Source organism: Ilumatobacter sp. (assembly GCF_039969435.1).
GTDB lineage: Bacteria > Actinomycetota > Acidimicrobiia > Acidimicrobiales > Ilumatobacteraceae > Ilumatobacter_A.
The window spans coordinates 182,955-208,278 of sequence record NZ_JBDVNU010000036.1 but is presented as its reverse complement, the minus strand read 5'-3'; the positions used below and the strand labels follow the sequence as shown (position 1 = coordinate 208,278).

The 25,324-nt window shown below is 67.6% G+C and carries 24 protein-coding genes and 1 tRNA gene; 11 read left to right on the top strand and 14 right to left on the bottom strand.

Annotation, left to right across the window (positions count from 1 at the left end):
- Positions 1-56: 56 nt before the first annotated feature.
- The gene (locus tag ABJK40_RS18225; RefSeq protein WP_348479338.1) at positions 57-965 is read right to left on the bottom strand and encodes a LysR family transcriptional regulator; all 909 of its coding nucleotides are present in this window, start codon (positions 963-965) and stop codon (positions 57-59) included.
- Between the two features lie 70 nt (positions 966-1,035).
- Between ABJK40_RS18225 and ABJK40_RS18220 the strand changes: the two genes are divergently transcribed.
- From ABJK40_RS18220 to ABJK40_RS18210, 3 genes are all read left to right on the top strand, one after another.
- Positions 1,036-2,193, top strand: a complete 1,158-nt coding sequence (locus tag ABJK40_RS18220; protein WP_348479339.1) for a Gfo/Idh/MocA family oxidoreductase — start codon at positions 1,036-1,038, stop codon at positions 2,191-2,193.
- A 68-nt stretch (positions 2,194-2,261) separates the two neighbouring features.
- A complete protein-coding gene (locus ABJK40_RS18215; RefSeq protein WP_348479342.1) occupies positions 2,262-3,329 on the top strand; it encodes an LLM class flavin-dependent oxidoreductase in 1,068 nt (355 codons plus the stop codon).
- A gap of 8 nt (positions 3,330-3,337) precedes the next feature.
- A complete protein-coding gene (locus tag ABJK40_RS18210) occupies positions 3,338-4,423 on the top strand; it encodes a putative sulfate exporter family transporter (RefSeq protein ID WP_348510365.1) in 1,086 nt (361 codons plus the stop codon).
- 75 nt (positions 4,424-4,498) lie between these two features.
- On the opposite strand, the gene ABJK40_RS18205 is transcribed toward ABJK40_RS18210, so the two are convergent.
- The 4 genes from ABJK40_RS18205 to ABJK40_RS18190 all read right to left on the bottom strand — a co-directional run bounded on the left by ABJK40_RS18205 (position 4,499) and on the right by ABJK40_RS18190 (position 9,823).
- Positions 4,499-6,292, bottom strand: coding sequence for an NAD(P)/FAD-dependent oxidoreductase (locus ABJK40_RS18205; protein WP_348510364.1), 1,794 nt, complete (start codon positions 6,290-6,292; stop codon positions 4,499-4,501).
- Positions 6,293-6,395: 103 nt separating this feature from the next.
- On the bottom strand, positions 6,396-7,340 hold the full coding sequence (locus ABJK40_RS18200; RefSeq protein WP_348479340.1) for a nitronate monooxygenase: 945 nt from the start codon (positions 7,338-7,340) through the stop codon (positions 6,396-6,398).
- A gap of 72 nt (positions 7,341-7,412) precedes the next feature.
- Positions 7,413-8,714, bottom strand: coding sequence for a GGDEF domain-containing protein (locus ABJK40_RS18195; protein WP_348510363.1), 1,302 nt, complete (start codon positions 8,712-8,714; stop codon positions 7,413-7,415).
- Between the two features lie 89 nt (positions 8,715-8,803).
- Positions 8,804-9,823: a GGDEF domain-containing protein gene (locus ABJK40_RS18190; RefSeq protein ID WP_348510362.1), complete on the bottom strand. Its 1,020-nt coding sequence runs from the start codon at positions 9,821-9,823 to the stop codon at positions 8,804-8,806.
- A gap of 106 nt (positions 9,824-9,929) precedes the next feature.
- On the opposite strand from ABJK40_RS18190, the gene ABJK40_RS18185 reads away from it, so the two are divergent.
- On the top strand, positions 9,930-10,826 hold the full coding sequence (locus ABJK40_RS18185; protein ID WP_348481535.1) for a hypothetical protein: 897 nt from the start codon (positions 9,930-9,932) through the stop codon (positions 10,824-10,826).
- A 75-nt stretch (positions 10,827-10,901) separates the two neighbouring features.
- Here ABJK40_RS18185 and ABJK40_RS18180 read toward each other — a convergent pair whose 3' ends face one another.
- A complete protein-coding gene (locus ABJK40_RS18180) occupies positions 10,902-11,354 on the bottom strand; it encodes a MarR family winged helix-turn-helix transcriptional regulator (RefSeq protein WP_348481533.1) in 453 nt (150 codons plus the stop codon).
- A gap of 81 nt (positions 11,355-11,435) precedes the next feature.
- On the opposite strand from ABJK40_RS18180, the gene ABJK40_RS18175 reads away from it, so the two are divergent.
- The 3 genes from ABJK40_RS18175 to ABJK40_RS18165 all read left to right on the top strand — a co-directional run bounded on the left by ABJK40_RS18175 (position 11,436) and on the right by ABJK40_RS18165 (position 14,327).
- Complete coding sequence (locus ABJK40_RS18175) at positions 11,436-13,301, top strand: ABC transporter ATP-binding protein (protein ID WP_348481531.1); 1,866 nt, start codon at positions 11,436-11,438, stop codon at positions 13,299-13,301.
- 123 nt (positions 13,302-13,424) lie between these two features.
- Positions 13,425-13,829, top strand: coding sequence for an MmcQ/YjbR family DNA-binding protein (locus ABJK40_RS18170; protein WP_348481529.1), 405 nt, complete (start codon positions 13,425-13,427; stop codon positions 13,827-13,829).
- Between the two features lie 99 nt (positions 13,830-13,928).
- Positions 13,929-14,327, top strand: a complete 399-nt coding sequence (locus ABJK40_RS18165) for a hypothetical protein (RefSeq protein ID WP_348481527.1) — start codon at positions 13,929-13,931, stop codon at positions 14,325-14,327.
- Positions 14,328-14,388: 61 nt separating this feature from the next.
- On the opposite strand, the gene ABJK40_RS18160 is transcribed toward ABJK40_RS18165, so the two are convergent.
- The gene (locus ABJK40_RS18160; RefSeq protein ID WP_348481525.1) at positions 14,389-14,955 is read right to left on the bottom strand and encodes a YceI family protein; all 567 of its coding nucleotides are present in this window, start codon (positions 14,953-14,955) and stop codon (positions 14,389-14,391) included.
- A gap of 102 nt (positions 14,956-15,057) precedes the next feature.
- On the opposite strand from ABJK40_RS18160, the gene ABJK40_RS18155 reads away from it, so the two are divergent.
- Positions 15,058-15,930, top strand: coding sequence for a helix-turn-helix transcriptional regulator (locus ABJK40_RS18155; RefSeq protein ID WP_348481523.1), 873 nt, complete (start codon positions 15,058-15,060; stop codon positions 15,928-15,930).
- Between the two features lie 134 nt (positions 15,931-16,064).
- On the opposite strand, the gene ABJK40_RS18150 is transcribed toward ABJK40_RS18155, so the two are convergent.
- The 3 genes from ABJK40_RS18150 to ABJK40_RS18140 form a co-directional block, all read right to left on the bottom strand.
- Complete coding sequence (locus ABJK40_RS18150; protein WP_348510361.1) at positions 16,065-16,418, bottom strand: hypothetical protein; 354 nt, start codon at positions 16,416-16,418, stop codon at positions 16,065-16,067.
- Between the two features lie 625 nt (positions 16,419-17,043).
- Entirely contained in the window at positions 17,044-17,442 is a 399-nt protein-coding gene (locus ABJK40_RS18145; RefSeq protein ID WP_348478764.1) for an SRPBCC family protein, read from the bottom strand.
- Positions 17,443-17,562: 120 nt separating this feature from the next.
- Entirely contained in the window at positions 17,563-18,042 is a 480-nt protein-coding gene (locus tag ABJK40_RS18140; protein ID WP_348478765.1) for a GNAT family N-acetyltransferase, read from the bottom strand.
- A 145-nt stretch (positions 18,043-18,187) separates the two neighbouring features.
- On the opposite strand from ABJK40_RS18140, the gene ABJK40_RS18135 reads away from it, so the two are divergent.
- A complete protein-coding gene (locus ABJK40_RS18135) occupies positions 18,188-18,613 on the top strand; it encodes an HIT domain-containing protein (RefSeq protein WP_348478766.1) in 426 nt (141 codons plus the stop codon).
- A gap of 926 nt (positions 18,614-19,539) precedes the next feature.
- On the opposite strand, the gene ABJK40_RS18130 is transcribed toward ABJK40_RS18135, so the two are convergent.
- The 3 genes from ABJK40_RS18130 to ABJK40_RS18120 form a co-directional block, all read right to left on the bottom strand.
- A complete protein-coding gene (locus ABJK40_RS18130; RefSeq protein WP_348478768.1) occupies positions 19,540-20,190 on the bottom strand; it encodes a hypothetical protein in 651 nt (216 codons plus the stop codon).
- 154 nt (positions 20,191-20,344) lie between these two features.
- Positions 20,345-21,682, bottom strand: a complete 1,338-nt coding sequence (locus ABJK40_RS18125) for a chloride channel protein (protein ID WP_348478769.1) — start codon at positions 21,680-21,682, stop codon at positions 20,345-20,347.
- Positions 21,683-22,784: 1,102 nt separating this feature from the next.
- Positions 22,785-23,090 carry an antibiotic biosynthesis monooxygenase gene (locus ABJK40_RS18120; protein WP_348478771.1) on the bottom strand — a complete coding sequence of 102 codons (306 nt, stop codon included), beginning with the start codon at positions 23,088-23,090 and terminating at the stop codon, positions 22,785-22,787.
- 466 nt (positions 23,091-23,556) lie between these two features.
- Between ABJK40_RS18120 and ABJK40_RS18115 the strand changes: the two genes are divergently transcribed.
- Positions 23,557-24,165 (top strand): helix-turn-helix domain-containing protein, encoded by a 609-nt coding sequence (locus ABJK40_RS18115; RefSeq protein WP_348478773.1) that lies wholly within the window; start codon positions 23,557-23,559, stop codon positions 24,163-24,165.
- Entirely contained in the window at positions 24,162-24,902 is a 741-nt protein-coding gene (locus ABJK40_RS18110; protein WP_348478774.1) for a hypothetical protein, read from the top strand. Before ABJK40_RS18115 ends, ABJK40_RS18110 begins: the two co-directional genes overlap by 4 nt.
- Before the next feature lie 300 nt (positions 24,903-25,202).
- Here the strand turns inward: ABJK40_RS18110 and ABJK40_RS18105 are convergent.
- Positions 25,203-25,289: transfer RNA gene (locus ABJK40_RS18105), tRNA-Leu, on the bottom strand.
- Between the last annotated feature and the right edge of the window lie 35 nt (positions 25,290-25,324).

Sequence of the window (25,324 nt, the reverse complement as noted above, 5' to 3'; positions counted from 1 at the left end):
GATCATGTCACGACGCGGCGGCGTCGGAGCCGTGACGTCGGCGACCCCCTCGACCGTCACGCCGGCGCGGAGCGCATGGCGTCGAGCAGTCGTCTCGCCGCCACGGACGACGGCCGGGTGCCACGCCACACGACTCGCACCGGCTGGGTCAACGTGAGACCTCTCACCGACACCTCCGACAGCAGCCCCCGCTCGAGATCCTGTCGCACCCGGCATCGGGGCACGAACGCGACGCCCTCCCCGTTGATTGCAGCGATCCTGGCGCAGGCGAGCGAGTCGACCTCGACGTGCTCGCCCACGACCCCCGATTCGTGTCCGGCCAACGCCGCCTCAACGACGTCGCGCGTGCCCGATCCCCGTCGGGGCAACACGAGCGTCTCCGCATTCAGTTCGTGCACGGTCACGCTGCGGCTCTGATCTGCCCACCGGTGCGAGGAGCCGACGACGACAACCAACTGCTCGGTGGCGAGGATCTCGGATCGCAACCCGATCGGTGCGTACGGTCCGTCGGCGAGTCCGAGTTCGGCGTCTCCGGAGCGCACTGCCTGCGTGACCTGCAGGGTGTCGGTGTCGGTCACGTGGAGACGGACCTCGTCGAGCGACGTGGCCGCCACCCAGCGCGGGAGGAAGTGCTCGATCGCATGACGGGTCCCGGCGAGCGGGAGGTGACGCTGTTCGTCACGCAGTGAGTCGGCCCGGTCGACCAACGACTCCGCCGCCTCGAGCAGCGCGGCACACGCCGCTGCCACGCGTACGCCCGCAGGTGTCACCGTGGAACCGCTCGGGCCCCTGTCGAGCAGCGCCACACCGAGCTGGCGTTCGAGTTTCTGCAGTCGCGCCGTCGCCGACGGCTGTGCCATTCCGCTGCGTCGGGCTGCCTTGGAGACGCTGCCCAACTCGACGACGGACAGGAACACCCGAACGGACGCCAGATCCAGACCATCGACGATCACGATTGAGGCCATCGGCAGATCCTATGACCTTCCAGCGAGAGAGCGGGTTCCCGCCGGCAGCGGGCGGCGCGAAGCTGACGACATGACGGCAGGAGGAACAGCGACACCCGATCCGGTCCGCTACGGCGTGATCGGGACGGGGATGATGGGGATCGAGCACATCGAGAACATCCGAGCCATCGACGGAGCGATCATCACGGCGATCGCCGACACCAACACGGATTCGATCGCCACCGGCCACGCCGCTGCGGGCCACGACGTCGCCGTGTTCACCGACCATCGAGACCTCCTCGCCAGTGGGCTGTGCGACGCGATCGTCATCGTCACGCCGAACCTCACCCACGTCGACGTGCTCGGCGACGTGCTGGCGACCGACCTCCACGTCCTCGTGGAGAAGCCGCTGTGCACCACCGTCGAGGACTGCCTGCGGATCATCGAACTCTCCGAACGGCGCCCGGCCGACGCGATCACCTGGGTCGGCCTCGAGTACCGCTACATGCCACCTGCCGCCGAGCTGGTGCGCCTCGTCCACGAGGGCGTGGTCGGGACACCGAGGATGGTCGCGATGCGCGAGCACCGCTTCCCGTTCCTGGTCAAGGTCGACCACTGGAACCGCTTCTCGCAGAACACGGGCGGCACGCTGGTCGAGAAGACGTGCCACTTCTTCGACCTGATGAACCTGATCCTGCAGGAACGCCCCGTGCGCGTCATGGCCTCGGGCGCCCAGGACGTCAACCACCTCGACGAGGAGTACGACGAGGGTGTCCCCGACATCCTCGACAACGCCTTCGTCATCGTCGACTACCCGAGCGGTGCCCGGGCCCTCCTCGACCTCTGCATGTTCGCCGAGGCCACCCACAACCAGGAGGAGATCTCCGTGGTGGGTGACCGCGGCAAGGTCGAGGCGCTCATCCCGGAGAACGTGATTCGAGTCGGGGTGCGCGGCGACCACTGGATCGGTGGCGTCGACAGCCACGTCGTCCACGACGATCGTGTGGCGCACGAGGGTCTGCACCACGGTTCGAGCTACCTCGAGCACCTGGACTTCATCGAGGCGATCCGGGGAGGTCGCCCACCCCGCGTCACGCTGATCGACGGACTCTGGTCCGTCGCTGCCGGACGGGCGGCACACCTCAGCATCGAACTCGGACGGCCGGTGGAGCTGAGCGAACTGCTGCCCGCCGAGTACTTCGACACCACGTCCACCACCGCACCCACGACCGAGGAGAGCAACGCATGAGCGACGACACGACGACCACGAGCGACACCACGACGGACAGGAGCGCCCCGGGACGGCCGGTCGTGGAGATGTCCTGGTTCTCGGCACTGTGTGACGACGACTACGAGTTCCTCGGGCAGCCCGACCCGCAACTCGCCAGCTCCTACGAGCACTGCCGCAACATCGTGCTCACCGCCGATCGCTACGGCTTCGACAACGTGCTCCTGCCGTCCGGCTACGCACTCGGCATCGACAATGCCGCGTTCGCCGCAGCGCTCGCTCCCCAGACCTCGATGCGGATGCTCCTCGCCGTCCGCTGCGGCGAACTGGTGGTGCCTCAGCTCGCGCGTCAGATCGCGACGCTCGATCAGATGATGAACGGTCGACTGACGATCAACATCATCTCGAGTGACATTCCGGGCGAGACGCTCGACAGCGAACCCCGCTACCGCCGCTCCACCGAGATCATGTACGCCCTGCGCGAACTGCTCGACGGTCGGGCCGTCGACTTCCACGGTGACTTCGTCGACCTCGAGGTCGAGCCGCCCCGGATCCGCACGGTCAGCGGCTCGAGCCCGCTGTTCTACTTCGGTGGCCTCTCCCCCGCCGCCCGCGAGTGCGCCGCGGCCGGTGCCGACGTGTTCCTGATGTGGCCCGACACGACCGACAAGATGCTCGAGGTCAAGGCGGACATGGACGCACGCGCCGCCGCCAAGGGCCGCAGTCTCCGGTACGGCTGGCGGTCGCACGTGGTCGTGCGCGAGACCGAGGCCGAAGCGCGCGCGGCAGCGACCCGTCTGCTCTCCAAGCTGGACGCCGAAACCGGCGAGGCCATCCGATCGAAGTCGCTCGACTCGAAGTCGGCGGGCGTGGCACGGCAGGCCGAGCTGCGCGAAGGTGCCGACGACGAGGGCTACGCCGAGCGCCACCTCTGGACCGGTGTCGGGCGCGCTCGCTCCGGTGCCGGTACCGCGATCGTCGGCGACCCCGACCAGGTGCTCGCCAAGATCCACGAGCTGACCGATGCGGGCATCGAGTCGTTCATCCTCTCGGGGTACCCTCACGCCGCCGAATGCGACCTGTTCGCTCGCCACGTGCTCCCGCACATCGATCACGGACGACTCGAGTTCACCCCCGACGCCGTGAACGTCGCGTGAATTCGCTCGTGGCGTCGAGGGACACAGCTGCCCCAGACGCCGCCGACGGCGTCGTCGACCAGGCGCGCGCGGTCACGCCCGGCCTCGTCGCCCTCGCGCTGGTCGCGCTCGCGTCGACATGGATCGCATCGCTCGCCGACTTCCTCTCCCCGCTCGTCGTCGGCGTCGTGCTCGGCGCTCTGGTCGTCAACGTCGCCGCCCTGCCTCCGGCGCTCCTTCCCGGCGTGCGCTTCGCATCGCGTTCGGTGCTCCGCTTCGGCATCGTGCTGCTCGGGTTCCGGCTGTCACTGGGCGACCTCGCAGGGCTCGGCGCCAGTGGGCTGCTCGTGGTCGCGTGCGTCGTCACGGTCACCTTCGTCGGGACACGATGGGTCGCACGACGCCTGGGCATCCCGGACGATCTCGGACTGCTCGTCGCCACCGGCTACTCGATCTGCGGCGCGTCGGCGATCGCTGCGATGGATGGAGTGATCGACGCCGACGAGGAGGAGACGGCGTACGCGATCACGCTCGTCACCCTGTGTGGCACGTTGTCGATCTTCGTGCTCCCGCTGTTGGCAGGACCGCTCGGCCTCGGGGGTGAGATGTTCGGCGCCTGGGTCGGTGGGGCGGTGCACGACGTCGGCCAGGTGGTCGCCACTGCGTCGACGGAGGGTGACGGTGCAGTCGCTGCCGCAACGGTGGTCAAGCTCACCCGCGTCGTTCTGCTCGCCCCGCTCGTGGCCACGATCGCCATCACACGTCGCCGGGCCGCGACCGGCGCCGCACGCAACGAGGCAGACGGTGCGGCCGACCCGACGGCTGTACCCGACACGACCGCGACGGGCGGTGCCACCCCGCCGCTCGTCCCACTGTTCGTGGTCGGCTTCCTCGTGGCGATCGTCGTGCGTTCGACCGGGGTGCTCGGCGACGGGGTGCTGGACACCTTCGCTGGACTGGAGAAGATCGTCCTCACGATCGCACTCGTGGGACTCGGGATGGGAGTGCGGTTCGGCGACATGCGTCGGCTCGGCGCCCGCCCACTGGTGCTCGGGCTCGTCGCGTGGGTCCTGGTGGCGGGTGCCGCCTACCTCGGCACCGAGATCGCCCTCTGACCCACGCCTCCGAAACCCGGCTTCTCGTACGGGTCTACGTCGCTCAGCGACGCCGACCCGTACGAGAAGGCAACGTCAGCGGAACTCGAGACCGGCGAACTCGCCGGAACTCCGCCACCGCTCGATGTGGTCGAAGTAGGCCACGGGACCCTCCGGGTAGCCCAGGCTGTTGCGCCGGGCGCTGTCGGCGATTCCGTGCCCCTCGTTGTTGTAGTAGCCGGGCGTGCACGTCGGGTCGCCACCGAAGGTCCGCCCACCCGCTTCGAGCAGTTCCACCCACTGCCGTTCGGCGTCCTCGGTCACCTCGACCTCGGTCGCCGCGACCGATCGGGCGTGGGCGACCACGGTCGCGATGGTGGCGCCGGCTTCGGTGAGGTTGTGCGGGACGTTCGAGATCAGGTTCGCGCCCTGTGACGGACTCACGATGTACATGTTCGGGAAGCCGCGCGTGTGGATCCCGTGCAGACTGGTCATCCCGTCGACCCAGTGATCCGACAGCAGCACCCCGTCACGTCCGGTCACGTCGAAGCCCCACCGCCGGGTGAACTCGGTGCCGACCTCGAAGCCCGAGGCGTAGATCAGGCAGTCCAGTTCGTACTCGACCCCGTCGACGACCACGCCGCGCTCGGTGATCCGCTCGACGCCCTGGCCGTCGGTGTGGACGAGCGTGGTGCCGGCCTCGTTGAACGCCTGCAGGTAGTCGTCGTGGAAGCACGGCCGTTTGCACAACTGTCGGTACCAGGGCTTGAGGGCGTCGACGGTGTCGGGGTCGGCGACGATCGCCTCGACACGACGTCGGATCTCCTCCATCTTCTCGTCGTCGCTGTCGTGGTATGCCTTCAGGAAACCTTCGGGGCTGAGGTCCGGTTCCGGTGCGGACAGGAGGCGATCGCGGATCCGCTGCGAGATGTCGGTCCAGCCGTCCATCACGAGATCCTCGTCGGCGAATCCGCCCGTCTGCAGGATGGTGAAGTTCTCCATCCACCGCTTCTGCCATCCCGGCTCGAGGGTGGCGAACCACTCCGGGTCGATGTCGTGGTTGTTGCGGGCGTCGATCGACGAGGGCGTGCGCTGGAAGACGAACAGCTCGCCGGCCGAGCGGGCGAGATGCGGCACGCACTGCACCGCCGTCGCACCCGTCCCGATGATGCCGACTCGCTTGTCGGCCAGCCCCGTCAACGGTGCCCCGGACGGGTCGCCGCCGGTGTAGTCGTAGTCCCAGCGGCTGGTGTGGAAGCTGTGTCCGGCGAACGTGTCGATCCCGGGGATGCCCGGGAGCTTGGGCCGATGCAGAGGGCCGGTACCGATGGCCACGTGGCGAGCACGCATCTCGTCACCTCGGTTGGTCCGGATGATCCAGCGCGACGCATCGTCGTCCCACTCCAATCCGGTCACCTCGGTCGAGAAGAGTGCGTTGTCGTACAGATCGAAGTGCCGGCCGATCCGTCGGCAGTGCTCGGCGATCTCGGGAGCATGCGTGTACTTCTCCGACGGCATGTGCCCGGTCTCCTCCAGCAGTGGGAGGTAGATGAAGGCAGCGGTGTCGCACTGTGCCCCCGGATACCGATTCCAGTACCAGGTGCCGCCGAAGTCGCCGCCCTTCTCGATGATCCTCACGTCGTCGACGCCGGCCTGCTTGAGCTTCGCTCCGGTCAGCAGCCCGGCGAAACCACCACCGACGAACGCGAACTCGACCTCGTCGTGCAGCGACTCGCGGGGTTCCACCGCGACGTACGGATCGTCCGCGTAGTCGGAGTACAGCCCGGTGACCTCGATGTACTGCTCGTTGCCGTCGGCGCGGATCCGCTTGTCCCGCTCGCTGGCATAGCGCTCGTGGAGTTGTCGGCGATCGTCGTCGGTCAGCGTCACGTCGAGCAGTCTGCCCGCTCCGCCGATACCGGACCGAACCACACGGTGTCAGACACCGAATGGATACCGAGCGGTGTCTGACACCACGTGGTTGCACGCCTGGTCAGGCGTAGCGCTGCGCCAGATCCGCGAGGAGTTCGCGACATTCCGCGGCGCAGCGTCGGATGATGTCGGCGACGGGTTCGACGCTCTCGATCCGACCGGCGACCTGACCGGTCAGGGCAAGGCTGGCGTTCATGTCGCCGCCGAAGTACAGGTCGAGCGTCGAACCGACCAGCGCCGTCATCGCATTGGTCTCGGTGTCGAGTTCGAGTGCCTCGGAGCGCTCGGTCCTGAGTGCGCGCAGCGCAGGCGAGGTGTGTCGGTTGAGGAACACCGTGTCGGTCTCGGCGGCGTCGACGATCGACTGCTTCCAGTTCTGGTGGACGGGCGACTCCGCTGCCGACACCATCCGGGTCCCCATCTGGATGCCCTCCGCTCCGAGCGCGAGCGCGGCGGCCATCGAGGCGCCGTCGACCATTCCTCCGGCGGCGATGATCGGCACGTCGACCTTCGAGGCGATCAGCGGGAGCAGCACCATCAGTGCGACATCGCGCGGATTCTTGAAGCCGCCACCTTCACCACCCTCCACGACGAGTCCGTCGACACCGGCCTCGACAGCCTTGAGGGCGCCGTGCAGCGTCGGTACGACGTGGAAGACCGTGAGCCCGGCAGCCTTGAGTTGGGCCGTGTACTTCGTGGGGTTGCCGGCGGAGGTCGTGACGAACTGCACGCCCTGGTCGACGACGAACTGGACGATGTCCGGATCGCGCACGAAGGCCTGGGCGATGTTCACTCCGAACGGCTTGTCGGTCAGGTCGGCCATCTTCTCGATCTCGGCCCGCACCGCGTCGAGTTCGCCCGACGACGTCTCGATGATGCCCATGCCGCCCGCATTGGAAACGGCGGAGGCGAGTTGGGAGCGGGCGATCCAACCCATCGGTGCCTGGACGATCGGATACTCGACGCCCAACATCTCCGTGACGCGGTTCGGAAAGGTGCTGTTCATCGCACGATCATCGCCGTCCCGGCCCGTTCGATCCGAATCGTGGCGAGCGGCGCCTGCGCCGGTCCGAGGGGTTCAGTGACGGGCCGACGAAGCAAGCAGGTGGCATCCACGGCCCATGCGCTTGGCCTGCAGCATCGCGTGATCGGCTGCATCGAGGGGGTCGCCGGCGTCGAGCGGCGCGTGACCGATGGTGACCGAGATCCGGTGGACCTGACCGGCGACGTCGAGCGGCTCGCCGATCCGGTCGATGATGCGTGCGGCGATCTCACCGGCAAGTCGGTCGTCGGCGCCGGGGAGCACCACGACGAACTCGTCGCCACCGATTCGCCCGATGCGGTCCTCGGTCCGGCACAGGGACTGCAGGCGTCGCGCGATCTCGACCAGGACGGTGTCACCGACGACGTGTCCGAAGCGATCGTTGACCGACTTGAAGTCGTCGACGTCGACGTACAGAAGAGAGCCGCAGCGCCTCTCGGTCTCCAGCCAGGCGAGGAGTTGACGTCGGTTGTCGAGTCCGGTGAGCTCGTCGGTGGTGGCGGCCAACCTCAGCGCGTCCTGGTCGCTCCACCGCTCCAGCAGGAGCACCGTGGCGCGCACCAGCGCCTGGATCCGAGCGGCGACGTTGAGCTTGACGTGCATGGGGTCGTAGCTCGTCGGGACCCGACCGAGCAGCACGAAGGCGGCGACCTGGCGATCTCGGACGTGCACCGGCGCGACGATCGAACGCTGCCAACCGCGCTCCTCCATCATCGACCGGAGGGTCGATGGGAAGCCGGATACCTCGAGTGGTGCGGTCTCACCGCGTCCGACGCCGTCCCACGGAAGCCAGCCTCCTGAGTGCACCGCGCTGCGGACGGCGTCGGCCACGACCTGGTCCTCGGCGCGTGCGCAGATCACCTCCGGTTCGGCCGGATCGTGCACGTCGATCAGCAGCCAGCGACTGGTGTAGTTGGCGTTGTCGACGCGGAGTTCCTCGCACAGCATCCGCTGCACGAGTTCCCGTGGCGCGCCTGCCATCTCGAGGTCGAGCGACCGGGTGATCGACCCGTTGAGGGCGACGGGCATCAGCAGGACGGTCCACGACCAGTCGTCGCCGTCCACCGTTCCGCTCGGCACGACATCGACGGGATGCGTGAACCCGTCGACGCCGACGACCGAGATCCGAAACGGCATCGGGAGAGCGATCGTCTCCTCCGACTCACCGACCGCGTCGAGGAAGTACATCGCCAAGGCGTCGCCGTCCGTCACCGGAATGTGCTCGAACACGTTGGAACCCGCGAGAGCGGGCACGTCGAGCCCGAGGAACCCGCCGAATCCGCCGTGGACCTCGGAGATCGTGCCGTCACGGAGCACGACGAGCAGGAGCGCTCGCATCGAATCGAATGGTGTCGGCGCCGGCATCGGTCTCTTCATCGGTCGAGTCGCGGCTCGACTTGACGGTGCGACGCGATCAACCGTCCGCGTCAGGACTTCGTGGAGCGAGATGCCGACGCCGACCGGTCGTTCACGACCACCTGGTTGCGTCCGTTGCGCTTGGCGCGGTACATCGCGTCGTCGGCCCGGTGCACCCACTCGGTCACGGTGTCGCGTTCGACGGCCTGCGCCACTCCGAACGACGCCGTCACACCCAGGCGTTCGATCTCGGCACGCATCCGTTCGGCCACCTGCGCAGCTGTCTCGCTCGTCGCCCCGGGCAACAGGACGAGGAATTCCTCGCCGCCCCAACGACAGAGCGTGTCGCGACCGCGCACCAGGGCCGACATCGCTCCGGAGGCGTGACGCAGGGCGTCGTCACCGGCTTCGTGGCCGAGCGTGTCGTTGACGCGCTTGAAGTGGTCGATGTCGAGCATCACCACGCTCGACGGAACGGACAGGTCTGCGACGGCGGTGAGTTCTTCCGTCATCCGTTCGATGGCCGGGCGCCGATTGACCAGCCCGGTCAACGGGTCGACGGTCGCCATCGCTCCGGCCACCTCGGCGCGGTTGGCGTGGACGTCGAGGGCCAGGACGGCGGTGGTGTGGACGACGAGAATCGCCATGAGCTGGACGAGCAGGAGTTCGTCGCCCGGAACGAGTCGGGTCGCGGCCGCACCGAAGATGATCCCGATCACGACCAGTGACCACTTCCGCCTCGTCCGACTCGGGGCGATCAGGAGCGTGACGATCGAGAAGATCGTGCCGTGGGCGACCGCTTCGACGAGGACGCCGTTCGGTTCCGAGTCGAACACGAACGCGGAGGCCACCATGTCGGACAGCCCGATCAGGAGGAACAGGCGACCTCCCGTGATGGGCGCCACGCGGTCTCTGTGCACCGCGGCGAGGAGCACCAGGAGCAGCAGTGCACGCACGGCGAGCAGGCCGTACAGGAGACGCGAGTCCATCATCATCGACTGGAACGGGGTCACGAAGAGCACGACGAGGACCAGCCCCGAAACTCCCCGGCGGGTCAGTCGCCCCGCGATCAGAGGTGGAGAGTGATCCATGCCTCAGGTCATTCGGCAGCGATGTGGCCGACTTGAGCTCGCGCCGAGCCGAGTCGGAACGCCGTCGTGACCCGCTGCGACCCGATCGATCGGTCAGACTCGTTGCGTGGGCGGTCGTCGGGAGTCGGGGGGACGAATGGCCCTCGCCGGACTCGCCGCCGCCGTGTTCAGCATCGCGTTCGCCGCGCTCGTCCCCGCCCAGTTGGCCCTGATGTCGATCCTCGACGCCGGACGCGCCGAGCGAGCGGCGTCACAGATCTCCGAGTCGCGATTCACCGGCGATCTGGTCGAACAGACCGTCGTACGTGCGATCGCTCCGGTGGCGGGCGAGGGTCTGGCACGGCAGGCCGCCACCGTCGCGAGCGACGACCCGAGCGTGAGAGACGTCGTCGAGCGCTCGTTGCTCGACGCTCATGCACAGATCGTCGACAGCGACCCTCCCGTGGAGGTCGTCGACGCCGACACGGCCGTGGGCACGGCGATCGTCTCGTCGATCCTCGACACCGCAGCGGCGAACGGTGTCGACGTGGCCGCTCTCGGGGTCGGTGACTCGCAGAGTCTGGACCCCACTGCCATCGCTGTCGACGCCGGCCTGCCCACGGTCGTTCCGGACGATCTTCCTCGTCTCGGTCTCCGCTCGGCGGCGGAGACGACGCGCCTGGTCGCGCTCGTCGTGACACTGCTGGCCGCGCTCCTCGCCGTGTTGGTCCACCCACGATCCGGGCGTGCGTTGCGTGGCATCGGGATCAAGGCCGCGATCGTCGCCGGGGCGTGGCTGGTCACGCTGCTGGCCGTCGGGTGGCTGATCGGCCTGGTCTCCGACACGTTGTTCGGCGAGATGATCGAAGCCGTCTGGTCCGATGCCGTCCCGTCGATGCTGTTGCTCGTCGGGGGCGGTGCGCTGATCGGTCTGGCGCTCGCCTTCGCCGGGATCGCACTCGACGGGTTCACCCGGACCGTCGGCCCGAGCAACTCGCCGCGCCGACCACCGCGTCGTCACTGACGAGTCAGCCGACGGCGGCCGACGTCCCGTCCTGCGTTGCACGGCGCTCGCGGTCGGCGGTCGGCCCGGATCGACTCACTCGACGAGACGGCCCAGGATGTCCCGAAGCGTTCGCAGTTCGGCCTCCGACAGCGTTCCGAGCATGCCCACCGTGGCGCGCCGACGCCGCTCACCGGCCTCGATCATCACCCGACGACCCGCTGCGGTCGACTCGACGGTCACGGCGCGGCGGTCATCGGGGTCACGAACGCGGCGGACGAAGCCACTGGACTCGAGGTCGTCGACGAGCGAGGTCGCCGAGCGTCGCGCGATGTGCAACTCCTCGGCCAGTGCGCTCATCCGGACCGGCGGCCGAAGTCGTTCGAGCGCACGCAGGGCACGCATCTGGGTCCAGGTCGCACGGTGTGCGCCCTGCGTGGCACGTGCTTCGCGTCGGAGACGGTGCGTGACCGAGTGCAACAGGTCGGCCACTTGCGGGGCCAGTTCGTCGGGCGTGTCGCCTGCCACACGGGGAATACCTCGGGTCATGTAGTGAGTTTAGCTCATCATAGATTCCACTCACCATCTCTCAGGTCTCGTCGGCGACGCCGACACCGGAAAGTCGGCCCGATGCCTCGACCCACACGCTCGTTCTCCCAGGATCGGTCGGTCACCGACCATCGTCTCGCTCCGGGCACCATCCCGAGGATCCTCACCTTCGCCCGGCCGTACCGGTGGGCGATCGCGATGTTCCTGTTCCTCATCGTCCTCGACGCCGCAGCCGGCGCCGCCGTTCCACTCGTGTACCGCGAGATCATCGACACCGGTATCGCCGATGGCCGCACGGGTCTCGTCATCGGTCTCGCCGTGGCACTCGCCGCGCTCGCGTTCGTCTCCGCCACACTGGGTCTCGCCCAGCGGTGGTTCTCTGCTCGCATCGGCGAAGGGCTGATCCACGACCTGCGGACCCAGGTCTTCGACCACGTGCAACGGATGCCGATCGGCTTCTTCACCCGCGCACAGACCGGCGCACTGGTCTCGCGACTCAACACCGACGTGCAGGGTGCTCAGCAGGCCTTCACCTCGATGCTCAGCAACGTGGTCGGCAACGTCGTGACCGTGGCCGCGACCCTCACCGCGATGTTCGTCCTGTCGTGGCAGATCACGCTGCTCTCACTGATCCTGCTCCCGCTCTTCGTCCTCCCGGCCAAGTGGATCGGACGCCGCCTCGCGGATCTCACCCGCGAGAAGTACCGGCTCAACGGCGAGATGGGCCAGATGATGACCGAGCGCTTCAACGTGTCGGGGGCGCTGCTGGTGAAGCTGTTCGGCGATCCCCGTCGCGAATCGTCCTCGTTCGATCGTCGTGCCGGCCGCGTTCGTGACATCGGCGTCACGACGGCGATGTACCAACGCGTCCTGATGACGGCGCTCGGCCTGCTCGCCTCGCTGGCGACCGCACTCGTCTACGGGCTCGGCGGGGTCATGGCGATCTCCGGCTCGCTCGGGATCGGCACGGTCGTCGCCCTGACGGCGTACCTCAATCGCCTCTACGGTCCGCTCACGTCGCTGTCCAACGTCCAGGTCGACGTGATGACCACGCTGGTCAGCTTCGAGCGTGTGCTCGAAGTCCTCGACCTGCGGCCTGCGATCGTCGACGCCGAAGACGCCACCGACCTGCTGTCCGGGCCACTCGCCGTCGAGCTGACGGACGTGACCTTCCGGTATCCCACCGCCGCCGAGGTCTCGCTCGCCTCGCTCGAGGGGGTCGGACGACTCGACGAGACCGTGCCGGAACCCATCCTCCACGGCATCGACCTGCACGTCGAGCCCGGCCACACGCTGGCGCTCGTCGGACCCTCCGGAGCGGGCAAGACGACGATCAGCGGCCTGGTGTCGCGCCTGTACGACCCGACCACCGGCACCGTGCGGATCGGCGGCGTCGACCTGCGGACGGCCACGTCGTCGTCGGTGCGCGATCGGATCGGCGTGGTCACCCAGGACTCGCATCTCTTCCACGACACTTTGAGGGCGAACCTGCGCTACGGACGCCCCGAGGCAACCGACGAGGAGATCGTCGACGCACTGCGCGCCGCACAGGTGTGGGGCGTGGTACGTGCACTGCCCGACGGGCTCGACACGGTCGTCGGCGACCGCGGCCATCGGATGTCGGGTGGCGAGAAGCAACGAATCGCGATCGCCCGACTCCTGCTGAAGGACCCGTCCGTCGTCATCCTCGACGAGGCCACCGCCCACCTCGACGCCGGGTCCGAGGCACTCGTCCAACAGGCCTTGACCACCGCACTCCACGGCAGGACCTCGATCGTGATCGCCCACCGTCTCGCCACCGTGCGAGCCGCCGACACGATCGCCGTCATCGACGGCGGACGGGTCGTCGAACGCGGGACGCACACCGAGTTGCTCGAACGCGACGGGCTGTACGCGCGACTCGCCCGCACCCAGTTCGCCGATCACGACGTGGCCGATGCCGCCTGAGATCAGCTGGGTTCGGTTCGACGAGGGGCACCGCAGTGCCGGGCGCGAGGAACCGAGCCGGATGCCGCAGACTCGAAGATGGACCGGTGGGCACGGGAACGAGTGCGGACGTACTGTTCGGTCATGGCCGGCCGTCAGCGTCGCTACACCGACGACGTTCCCGACGATGCGACGGACCGCCTTCGTGCGATGTGCCTGGCACTCCCCGAGACCCACGAGCAACGTGCGTGGGTGGGGACCCGGTGGATGGTCCGAAAGCGGACGTTCGCACACGTGCTGGGCATCGAGTTCGACGGTGACGCCTCGGTCGCCGTGGTCTCGTTCCGTTCCGAGGGCGAGGAACTCGAGGTGCTGCGCCGCAGCGGTCATCCCTACCTCGATCTCGGCTGGGGACGCGATGCGATGGGCATCGTGCTCGAGGACGCCGACTGGAGCGAGGTCGCCGAGCTCGTGACCGAGAGCTTCTGCATCATGGCGCCGAAGATGTTGGTGGCGCTCGTCGATCGCCCTCTGGACGAGACGCCCTGACACCGGCGGACCGAATCGAACGACACACCGACCCGTCACCTCGTCCCCGGCGAGGAAACCCGATGGCAGGTGGAGGCACCGGCCGGGCATGCTTGCGGCGTGGAGGAGATCAGGCGCGCCGACGATGGCGAATTGTGCGGCTACGTCGAGTTCCGCGACGGCTCGTGGTCGGCACTCGTGGTGTTCGGGGCCGTGCTCGGACATCACTCGACTCGAGACGACGCCGTCGACCACGTGTTGGCCGAGGGGCTCGCATCGCTCGCCGAGCGGTGGACCCTGCGGAACTCCGCCGGTTCGGACGACGTGGTGTGCGTCCAGGAGGCGAACGAGCTCTGCGTGACGTTGGCGCTGGGCTACTCCTCGATGCCCGGCGTCCCGACCTTGACCGTCACGAAGGACGAACTCGACGCAGGCACCTGGTCCCTCCGTCGAGAGCGAGCCCCACTCTCGAACGAACCGGATCCGGCGTCAGGTGGCGGTAGAGGGAGCGCTCCCTGACCGCGGAATGGCGACCGATGCAGAGCGGTCTGGAGTGTCCGCGGACAACTCCGGGTTGATGTCACTCGGCAGCGACGTCCGATGTGGCGTCGGGTTCGAGCAGTTGGATGTCGAGTTCGATCTTGATCACGTCGCCGAGCGCTGCAGCGGGAATGGATGGCATGAGTCCGAAGTCCTGGCGACGGATCTGAGTGGTGGCCTCGAAGCCTGCGTGACGCGGGCCCCCGGGAAACTCCTCGACTCCGCCGAACAGCACCGCCAACGTCACCGGCATGGTCACCTCGCCGACGGTGAGTTCACCGTCGACACGCCAGTCGTCACCGTTCGCCGTCACCATCGTGGATCGGAAGGCGAGCGTGGGTCGGAGGTTCACGTCGACCATGTCCGAGGCGAGGACATGTGCATCGCGATCTGCGTTGCCGGTGTCGATGGATGCCAGCTGGATCGTTGCGGCAACCGAGGTCGTCTCGACGGTGTCGCCGACGTGGACGTCGACGTCGAAGCTCGTGAAGCGCCCGCGCACCTTCGACACACCGAGATGTCGGATCGTGAAGTTGACCGCCGAGTGGGCGGGGTCGACGGCCCAGCGGCCGGCGACGAGCGGAAGTGTGGTGGTGTGTGTGGTCATGTGGTCACGATGACCGTCGCCGAGCCAACCAGGAAGACCGGCTCCATCCTGGTACCGAGGGGGCCAGGATGGAGCCGCGCCGCAGCTGCCAGACTGTTGGCCGTGACTCATCCACCTCCTCTCGCCGAGTTCCTGCGGTCCCGACGTGAGGGGCTGACGCCTGCCGAAGTCGGGCTGAAGGACAACGGTCGGCGACGCACCCCGGGTCTCCGGCGCGAGGAGTTGGCCACGCTGGCCGGGGTGAGCATCGACTACCTCGTACGACTCGAGCAAGGCAGGGACACGAACCCGTCCACCGAGATCGTCGGCGCACTGGCCACTGCGCTCCAGCTCGACGGGGACGAGACCCGTTACATGTTGGGCCTGGCCTCCCTCGGCGCCTCGCCGCACCTCGAGCAGTTCTGCCCCGCTGCGCCGGTGCTCGATCTGACGGTGACCGCCTCGGTGAAGCGGCTGGTGGATCAGCTCGAGCCGCTTCCTGCGTTCGTCTCCGGCCCGCTCGGTGACGTCGTGACAGCCAACCAGGCGTGGACGACGTTGATGGGCTTCCACGGTGTCGAGCAGCCGCACAACCTGATTCGCCACCACTTCCTCCATCCCGGCGCTCGCACGGTGTTCCCGGATTGGGCTGCGATCGCCGATGACACGGTCGCCGGTCTCAGGATCGCGCACGGCCGACTCGAGGCCGAGCCGGTCCTCGTGGCGCTCCTCGACGAACTGATGGAGGCACCCGAGTTCGCGGAGCGGTGGGCCGCCCACCGAGTCTCGCGACCTCGGTCCTCCGCACTGCGCCTCCAGCTTCCGAGGCTCGACGAGATCCGGCTGATCGTCGAGGTCATGGACCTGAACGGACATGATCAACAGCTCGTGACATGGATCCCGGCCGATGCCGCCAGCGAGGCAGTGCTCGAGCGTGTCCTCGGCGCCGAACGGGCGGCGAGTCCCGCTCACCTGCGTGTCGTCGGCGACATGTGAGCCAGGGTCGCTTCGCATCCGTTGCCAAGGGTTCAGCGGGGTGGGTCCAGTGGTCGTCGTCGGCGGCTCGCCGATGAGCAGGCCGCTCGACGGCGGGAGTCATGACCCACCGCGGTGTGTGCAGCCGGCCCCGCCTACTCGAGCTCGACCTCGTCGATGCTGGTGACCGTGACCTCACCCGGCGGGACGTCGAGTTCCCACGTCGTTCGATCGCCGCGCATGCCGGCGGCGCGAGCGCGGCGTGGATCGTCGCCATCGAATTGCACCCGAACGACGCCCGGGGTTCGAGCGGCCCAGACGGTCACCGGTTCACCTCGCCATCGGCCGGAAACCGTGCGACGAAACAGCCGGTCGGCGGCGGCCCGATCGATGAGGCGGTCACCTTCGTCCGTGAGCGTGACGCTCGGATGCCCCCGCAGGTGACTGGCCGTGTGCAGGCGGCCGTCGACTTCCGCGTACACGCCACCGGGGAGGTCAGCACCAACCATCACGCCATCATGGCTCCCCTCGATCGACGAGCGGCGGCGAAGATCGCTCTTCATCCCCACGGGTCGAGCTCTGGAGCCGGCCCACGGCCGAGCAGCCAGGCCATGACGTCGCGATGGTCGGCTCGTTCCGGCAGCCGGCCGAGGAGCGGGGGCATGTCCGTCTCCGACAGCCCAGCCGCGATCCGACGAAGTCGCACGTGCGCGCGAGCACATCCGTCGACGTCCGAGTCCGGCACCCCCGGGCCCGGAGTGGACGACAGCGATCGGACCGTGACGTCCCCGTGCATGTCGGAAGCCAGGTGTGAGCACCCAGTAGGACACCTCACCGTGACCCTCGGCCAGTGACAGGCGAATCGTCACCCGACCGAGCACCCGCTCGGAGGGTCGCTCGACGATCGCCCAGGTCGCGGCCTTCTCCGATCGCCAGGAGTCGGCACACTGCTGGATCCACTCGATCGCCTCGTCGTGGTCGAGATGACGGAAGGGGAAGAACTGGCTGTCGGGCGTCGAGAACGTTGTCACCACCGTCTCGACGTCGCCGACCTCGAACGGGCGAAGCTCGAGTTCGCCGTCGATGGCCAGCGCCGGTTGATCCGCTGTTCCGGGGGGGGGGGGGGCGACGTCCTCATGCCTCCATGACGGAGCGCAACGTGGCGAGATCTCGAGAGACTGCGTCGACGTCTGCGTCGAACTCTTCTCGGGTCATCCCGGCGAGGCGTCGCACACTGAACACCACGTCGCATCCATCGCCATTCGCGAAGATCCGCATCGGATTCGTGACCGTGTCGCCGGACGGCAACGTCACGTCGTGATCAGCGACGCCCAGGTCGTTGAGAGCGACGAACGCCACGACCACACGACCGAGCGGGGAGTCGGCCGTCCATTTGCCGTCGACCTGCGTGAGCGGACTGTCCGCGAGACCAGCCGCCCACACCGACAGGTTCGCAGGATCCGCGACGAAGGCGTACACCTCGTGAGGGGGACGGTCGATCGACGTCGACACGTGGACGCTGTCGTGCAACATGCTCCCAGTGTGCCGATGTCGAGACGTCACGGCCCAGTCCAAGGGCCCGACGTCGCGCCTCGGGCCGGAATCGGGACGCGGCCGCCTCCACCGGTCCGTGGTTCGACGGTCCCCGTCGCGTCACGGCGTTCCCCGGCTCATTGGTCGGGCCGACAGGCGGAGTGCGAGTCGGGGAAGTACCCTGCCTGGTATCGAACCCGATGGCGTCTCCCCGATCCGTTCGGCGCCTCGCTTGCGGTACCAGTCCTCGGCATGGGGATCGGAGTCGATCTCCAGGCGGGTCGCGCCGGCGGCGCGAGCCGTCTCGGATGCCGTCTCGAACAAGCGCGAGGCCACACCGCTTCCACGCCGATCGGGCTCGACGAACAGATCCATCAGCTCCGCGCGATCATGGTGCACCGCGACGGCGACGAACCCGAGTCGTCTCCCAGACTGCTCAGCCACCAGGATGGTCTCGTTCGCGAGCCGGTGGGGAGTGATGGTCAGCTCCTCCCTGCACGCCTCGAGGAACTCTTCGCTGTAGCCGTGAACGGCCTTCGACCGGAGGGCCAGGTCGGAGAGTTGAGCGAGTTCGTCCTCTTCCGCAGATCGGATCCTCACCGATCCGACGGTAGTCGTGTCGACCACCGAATTCCGGGTGCGGGCCCGAGTGTGCGCGACGTGTCCGAACCGGCCGACGGGGACACCCGGTCGGCGGTCGGGAACGTCGACGACGGCTTCGTCGAATGCGAATACAGTCCATTTCATGCAGGTCGAGCCCGGATGCACCTTCTGCGGCATCGTCGCCGGTCGGATCCCGTCGACAACGATCGCCGAGACCGACCGTGCGATCGCATTCATGGACATCAACCCGGTGACCGAGGGCCATGCACTCGTGGTGCCTCGAGAACACGCGTCAGATCTTCTCGACGTCGCCCCCGACGATCTCGTCGCGTGCGCACTGCTGTCCCAGGAGATCGCCCGGCGTGCCAAGGACCGGCTGGGCGCCGACGGTGTCAACTTGCTCAACTGCAGCGGCGCCGACGCCTGGCAGACCGAGTTCCACTTCCACGTCCACGTCATCCCCCGGTTCAAGAACCAACCCGCCAGGGACCGATCCACACGTCTGCCATGGGATCCTGCGCCCGGCGATCTGGACGAGATCGTCCGGATCGGAACTCGCCTGGCGTGACCCGACGCCGGCTCGTCGGGGGCGGGCGGTCGACGGCACCTTCCGCGCATCGCGAGGCCAACCGTTTCTCGCCTCGTCGCACTGTTACTCTGCGCGAATGGTCGCCGAAGGCCACAGAGTCCAGGTCGCCGGTTACGACGAGCCAGGAGTGAGCTGGACGATGGCGACGTGCTCGTGTCGGTGGGAGAGGCCGTTACGAGTACGGGTCGAACAGGCCACGATCGACGCCGCCCGCCACCTTCACGACCCCGACCGCACAGAGTTCGGAGCCGATTGGCACGATGAAGTCGGTCCGGAGCGAGCCCGGTTCCACGAGCAGTTCCGCGCTGTGCTGAAAGGCTGAAGCACTCACGACCACCGCCGGAGCGGGCGCACTTCCTGGCGCCGACGAGCCGGATGTGGGACGACGTGATTCACACAGACGACGAAGAATCTTCGGACTCGTGCTCAAGTTCCTTGCACGCGTGCCGATGACGTGGGTACCTGGGCGACGCCAGCCGGGTCGAGCCAGGAACGGTCTCGATCTCTGAACGGTCAACACTGCACACGCAGGCGAATGGTCAACGGGCCCAATCCACCATTGCTGGTGAGAAGGGCCGCCGGACTGAATCTCAACTCGATATTCAGGAGCCGGACATGACCCGTATTCGATCGATCCGCGAGACGACGACGCCGGCAGAACCGTCGCGAACGCCGTCATCGCACCAGTGTCGACAACCGGGACCGTGTGCTTCTACGCCGACTCCCCCACCGACATCATCGTCGACATCAACGGCTGGTTCGCCGCCGGGTCGGATTGATGGTCCGACGCACCTGACGCGTCGTCGACAGGCACCCATCGCTCACACGCCTCGGACGCGTCCGGGTCACCCGATGCGGCACCCGGTGGACGGGCATGCGTCGTCATCACGCCCTCGTGTCACGGCTCAGATCTGAACCGATTCGTCGACGGCTGGCGCGACCCGGTCGATGATGACCTCACTGCCGATCGGAACGAAGCCGGCGGCCAGGAACGAGCGCAGACTGCGTGCGTTGCCGGGCGACACCGCGGCGAACAGATGACCGTCCTCGGGCACGCCCCCGACGGCATCCAGGATCAGGCGCCGACCGAGACCCGTCGATCCGACGGTGTCGGCGAGTTCGATGCTCATCTCGGTGCGACCAGCGAGTCCCTCGCTCAGCGTCACGATCCCACGGTCGTCACCATGGACGACGACGTTCGTACGGAGCCGGCGTGCGTGGAGCACCCGCGGGTGGTCGTCCCACGCCGAGGTGATCGGCGATGTGATTCCTCGTCCGGTTCCCGGCGCGACGAGGGTGACGTCGTGGACGCCGATCTCTCCGTCGCCCGCCACCCGCACGACCGCCGCAGGTGACAGCGCGGCACCGAATCCGTCGAGCTCGATTCCGTTGAAGTCACCGGCGTCGAGATCAGCGGCGATGAATGCGTGGCCCGTCATCGCAACGATGGCGCGATTCCCATCCGGTAGGCCGGGGAGGAACGTGACGGCTCCGTCGACGGCCGGGAAGGTACCGCGCGCTGCCTCGAGCAGGACATCGAGCAACGGATGAGTCATGCGGAAGGGAGTGAACTCGCCCGTTCCCGACCTTCCTCCGCCAACTCACCCCGCGCCACCTGAGAGGACGTCACCGCCCGAGGAGGCAGGGGCCCGACCGGACGGGGGCCAGGGTGCTGGTGTCGTCGGCTTCGGTCCGCACGAATCCGCACTGTCAGGCATCTTCGTCGTAGATGACGTCGGGTACCCGTGCCGTGCGCTTGGTCGCCCGATCGACACCTCTGTCGACCAGCACTGCCGCCGCGACCACGACGGCGATCACCGGAAGCATCGTGTAGTCGCCGACCAGTTCGGGAACGAGCACGATCGCCATCAGGGGCGAACGCAAACCGACCGTGACGCCGACGGCCATCGCAGCGACCATCACCCCCCAGGTGACTCCGCCGTGGATCTCGACGCCGAGGTGTTCCAGGGCGAGCAGACAGAGCAGCCCCGTGCCGCTCGCGATGCTCATGCTCGGCGTCAGCGCACCACCTGGCGCGCCGGCCCCGAGCGACGCGGCGGTGCCGATCAACTTGCCGATGCTGAGCGCCACGGCGATCGTCAGCGTCGCTCCGACCGAGGCGTTGCGAAGCGCCTCCATCCCGTTGCCTGCGGCGAACGGGAACGTGGCGACAGCGGCCCCGGCGGCCAGCGAGAACACGGCGACCGCCGACCACCATGGCACTCGGATCCGTTCGGCGAGCTTCACGACCCTGACCCGCACGCGCACGACACGGAACAGGCGCGCTCCGACCACGACGGGAACGAGTACCAGGATCGACAGCAGGAGCGTTCGCCAACGCGATCCGACTGGCGCGGGGAAGACCGCGCGCCCACCCATGACTCGCCACGACACGATGTGCCCGACGACAGCACCCGACATCGCGAACCACAGCGCCCGCCGCGAGTGCAGCACCCGGAGATGCTCCTCGAGATAGAGGATCGCAGCGAGCGGCGCGAAGTACGCGGCGGCGAACGCGGCTGCGATTCCCGCTGTCGCCAAGGCGTCACCGCGCCCGCCGGATCGACGCCCCGCCAATGTCCCGAACGCGCCGCCGATCTCGATGATCGCCGACTCCCGACCGATCGAGGACAATCCAGTGGACGCCACCCATGTTCCGACGGCTCGTGTCCCCGACGCCCGGAACGAAATGCGGCGCGGTTCACCTCGCGCCGACGCTGCCACTGCTTCGATACCGGTCTGCAAAGCCCGACGCGTCTCGACCCTGCGCCCGAGACACGCAGCCACGAACACCGACACCGACACGACCCCGAACAGCACCAACCACTTCACTGCCGCAGCGGCGGCCACGACGTCTGGCTCGCTCGACCACCATTCGACCGCGATCTCTGCGGTGTCTCGAAAGAGATGGGCCACTGAGACCGACACCGACACCACCACGAAGAACATGACGACCGTCAGCCAACGTGGACGCGGCGGGGCGGCGTGGAACCCGCTCGTCTCCGGCACGTTCGGCTGATCAGCGCTCAACCAGCGGCGCCAGGTCACCACTTCACACCTCTGCCGGCGTCACCGGGCTCACCTGGTTCTTCGACGTGCTCGTCTCCCGTCGCTGGGTCGGTCCGACGCCGCCGACACAACCGCCGCCACCTGCAACCGGCAGCACAGCTCGCGTCGTCTCACACACCACCCCGAGGCTAGAGACAGCAACGATCGACAGGCCGGTGCCAAGCGATCAGCACATCGGAACGAGCCGCGTGGCAGCGGGTGCTCGAGGCCGAACCACCGGCCGACATCGAAGAGGCCATCGACCTCGCACGTCTTGTGCGACGACGAACGTGAGCTCCGCACATCGGTGACGACACCGACACGCGACAGCCGATCAGATCCTCACCTCCGCGAGCGGTCCGGCGCTCGGCGATGTTCGGCGCCGTCAACAGACTTCTCCGTCGTCCTTGGTGGTCGAGTGGAAGGTGCGGAGTGCTCGGCTCAGTACGACCCCCGGAACCGTTGCGTGGAATTCGTCGGCGATCTCGACGCTCCTGATCCGAAGAGTCGGGTCGCTTCGTGCTGCGAGTTGAGCGGCGAAGCGCGACGAGGTCTCCGACGCGGTGATCGTCACCGACACCGACCTGCGGGTGCTCAGTTGGAACCAGGCAGCCCAACGTCTCTATGGGTGGGCCGAGCGAGACGTGCTCGGTCATGGCCTCGATGATGTCGTCCGTCCTCACGACCGCTCTGACCGACTCGAGACGCAGAGCGAACTCGAACTCACCGGGCACTCGGTCAGAGACACCCAGCAGCTCACCCGCGACGGCGTGACGGTGATGGTCCGCACGTCGGAGAGCCTGATTCGGGACGAATCGGGTGTCGCGACCGGCGTCATCTCGGTCAACCGACCCGCGCCTTCTGCGACCCGCTCACAGGATCCTGAACGAAGGTGAACCGTGTGCGTCACGTCGATGCTGCGACCGCTGCGTTGGCAACCCCGCCGACGCAAACGGTCCCCCGATCCGTCATGACGCTCCCGAACACGCGCCGCAGAGACCCGTCGACCGATCAGATCGGCTCGTCGGCGTGCGGCTCCACTGCCCGATGTCGCTCGACGGGAAGTCCTGTGTTCAGGGTGTTCGTCGATCGTCTCCGCCGATCATGGCTTGACCCACGCCACTGGAGCCGAGGAGACGTGTGGCGGCCCATCGAGATGCTCGTCCACGGCGTCTGCGTACTCGAGGTACTCGGGTGTCCGCAGGAATGCTGCTGCGTCGTCGGCAGTCCGGTACAGCTGAAATGCCCGGATCACGTCCGGCTCGTCGACGGGAAGCGTGTAGACGTACACGAGGTGATTCGGGTTGGCGGTGATCGCCGGCTTCATGATCCGGTTCCACACTGCTTCAGCGCTGGATCGCTGGCCCGCTTTGGTTCGGTGGGTGATGAACACGGCGTGAGCGGTCATGGAGAAGGTCTACCCGGCGCGAACCTCGACGGGTCCGACATCGCCTCCTACGTCGGCAAGCCACGGCAGCAGTCGGTGGGATCCCTCGACGATTGCAGCACGAACAACCACGTCGACCTCGTCCTGACCGGCATCCGATGGGGCGCATCCGTTCAGGAATGCGACCCCACCCGAAAATGACGCTGACCAGGGCCGAAGCCCTGGTCAGTGTGGTGTCGAAGGGGGGACTTGAACTCCGGTATGAGGAGATCACGTCGAGTCTCGTCTGGTGGCGTTTATCCTGCTCAGAGGTTGTTTTCGACGACTGGTCGTTTCATCCGATCGCGTCTGATTCCCGCTGTTTTCGTCCCGTTCGCAGACATTTTGCGGACAAATTGCTGACAAGCGACACCTTGCTCGTCGCGCCGTTTCGCGTCTCTCTCCATAATACGTTGCATATCTAACGTATTAGGTCTACCGTGTGCGTATGGCCCAACTCAGTGTCGACCAGGCTGCCGACGCGCTCGGCGTCTCCCACGTGCAGGTGGGCCGACTCATCGACGCTGGCGAACTGGATGCAAAGCGCTTCGGGCGGAGCTGGGCCATCGACCCCGACTCGCTCCACCGCTACCGCATCTTGAGGCCTCGACGAGGTCGACCGCTCTCGGAGCGAGCCGCGTGGCAGCGGGTGCTCGAGGCCGAACCGCCAGCCGACATCGATCAGGCCATCGACCTCGCACGCCTCGCGCGGCGACGAAGCCGCAACGGACGGGTCCGCATTCTTCCAGCCCTCGGCGCCCGCATCGTCGACGATCCGCGTGTCCGCCACGGCGGCGCCCACGCCGCCATCCATCACGGCGCCGGCATCGGACGCCCAGATCAACGAGACGTCTACATCTGCGCAGGGGACGCCGATTCGTTCCACTCCGACTATCGCGCCGACCCGAATGCGGACGACCCGAACGTCGTTGTGCGCGTCGTCGACGATCTCATCGACGGCGACGACCAGTTCATGCCCCCGATCGTTGCGGTGCTCGATCTCCTCGATGCCGCCGACACACGCGCCGCCGCCGAGGCGCTCCGGGTCATCCGATGACGAGCACCGTCGACTTCAGTCAACTGCATCCCGCCGCCTCCGCCACGTGGACGGCGATTGCCCGACTGGTCGCCTCCACGAACATCCGGACATGGGCGGTCGTCGGCGGGCAGATGGTCGCCATTCACGCGACCATCTGGGGCGTCGAAGTGCCACGGGCGACCGACGACGGAGACATCGTGGTCGACGTCCGTACGTTCACACGCAACGCCATGCGAGACGTCGCCGATGCGCTTGTCGCCGACGGGTTCGGCTCGGAGCAGTCGCCGGAGGGAATCGTCCGATTCACCAAAGGCGACGCCAAGATCGACCTGCTCGCACCCGACGGACTCGGAGCCGGGCCGGTCGAGACCGGGAAAGGGCGGGTCGTCCAAGCGCCTGGCGCCACGCAGGCGGTCAAGCGTGCGGGGCCCGTCATCGTGGAACTCCCAAACGAGCAGTTCGAGGTCCGCACCCCGAACCTGCTCGGCGCGATCGTCGCGAAGTCCGCTGCAGCAACAGAGGTCGCCTCCGCTTCACGGTTCGACAAGCAGAAGCACGAGCGCGACCTCGCCACTCTCTTGATGTGCGCAGCACAGGATCCGAAGTTGGACCAGTGGGCGAAGATGACCACGAAGAAGGATCGGAAGCGGCTGGCCGCCGCACGCCGAGCGTTCCTCGATGATGCTCACCCGTGCTGGTCCGACGGCGCCGACCGGAGTGACCTCGAAACGGTGCTCGCAATCCTTCTCGGCTAGCACGATCGGGGCACAGGGCCCGGACGGCGACACAGTCGGAACGTGACAACCGCCAATGCTCGGCTCTGAGGGCCGAGCGGCGCTCCTCGTGCGAGATCGTAGCCCGCTCTGGCCATCCGAACGATCGACAACCTGGACGCCGCAGGAAGATCCATGAACTGACCGGCCGCCCTACGACGCGGCCCCGCATACCGGGGCCGAAAAATTCGCCGTGCTGACAAATCGCGGACAAGCGTCCGATCTCGGAGATTCCAACCGAGCCGAAAAAGACGCTGACCAGGGCCGGAGCCCTGGTCAGCGTGGTGTCGAAGGGGGGACTTGAACCCCCACGCCCTAAAGGGCACTAGCCCCTCAAGCTAGCGCGTCTGCCAATTCCGCCACTTCGACGTGGTGTGGGCAACAAATGATAGCCGCCCTCTCGG

Coding starts and splice junctions, on each gene's coding strand:
- ABJK40_RS18225 (WP_348479338.1), bottom strand. CDS start 965: ATGGCCTCAATCGTGATCGTCGATGGTCTGGATCTGGCGTCCGTTCGG.
- ABJK40_RS18220 (WP_348479339.1), top strand. CDS start 1,036: ATGACGGCAGGAGGAACAGCGACACCCGATCCGGTCCGCTACGGCGTG.
- ABJK40_RS18215 (WP_348479342.1), top strand. CDS start 2,262: ATGTCCTGGTTCTCGGCACTGTGTGACGACGACTACGAGTTCCTCGGG.
- ABJK40_RS18200 (WP_348479340.1), bottom strand. CDS start 7,340: ATGAACAGCACCTTTCCGAACCGCGTCACGGAGATGTTGGGCGTCGAG.
- ABJK40_RS18195 (WP_348510363.1), bottom strand. CDS start 8,714: ATGCGAGCGCTCCTGCTCGTCGTGCTCCGTGACGGCACGATCTCCGAG.
- ABJK40_RS18190 (WP_348510362.1), bottom strand. CDS start 9,823: ATGGATCACTCTCCACCTCTGATCGCGGGGCGACTGACCCGCCGGGGA.
- ABJK40_RS18180 (WP_348481533.1), bottom strand. CDS start 11,354: ATGACCCGAGGTATTCCCCGTGTGGCAGGCGACACGCCCGACGAACTG.
- ABJK40_RS18175 (WP_348481531.1), top strand. CDS start 11,436: ATGCCTCGACCCACACGCTCGTTCTCCCAGGATCGGTCGGTCACCGAC.
- ABJK40_RS18170 (WP_348481529.1), top strand. CDS start 13,425: ATGGCCGGCCGTCAGCGTCGCTACACCGACGACGTTCCCGACGATGCG.
- ABJK40_RS18160 (WP_348481525.1), bottom strand. CDS start 14,955: ATGACCACACACACCACCACACTTCCGCTCGTCGCCGGCCGCTGGGCC.
- ABJK40_RS18150 (WP_348510361.1), bottom strand. CDS start 16,418: ATGGTTGGTGCTGACCTCCCCGGTGGCGTGTACGCGGAAGTCGACGGC.
- ABJK40_RS18145 (WP_348478764.1), bottom strand. CDS start 17,442: ATGTTGCACGACAGCGTCCACGTGTCGACGTCGATCGACCGTCCCCCT.
- ABJK40_RS18135 (WP_348478766.1), top strand. CDS start 18,188: ATGCAGGTCGAGCCCGGATGCACCTTCTGCGGCATCGTCGCCGGTCGG.
- ABJK40_RS18130 (WP_348478768.1), bottom strand. CDS start 20,190: ATGACTCATCCGTTGCTCGATGTCCTGCTCGAGGCAGCGCGCGGTACC.
- ABJK40_RS18120 (WP_348478771.1), bottom strand. CDS start 23,090: ATGACCGCTCACGCCGTGTTCATCACCCACCGAACCAAAGCGGGCCAG.
- ABJK40_RS18115 (WP_348478773.1), top strand. CDS start 23,557: ATGGCCCAACTCAGTGTCGACCAGGCTGCCGACGCGCTCGGCGTCTCC.
- ABJK40_RS18110 (WP_348478774.1), top strand. CDS start 24,162: ATGACGAGCACCGTCGACTTCAGTCAACTGCATCCCGCCGCCTCCGCC.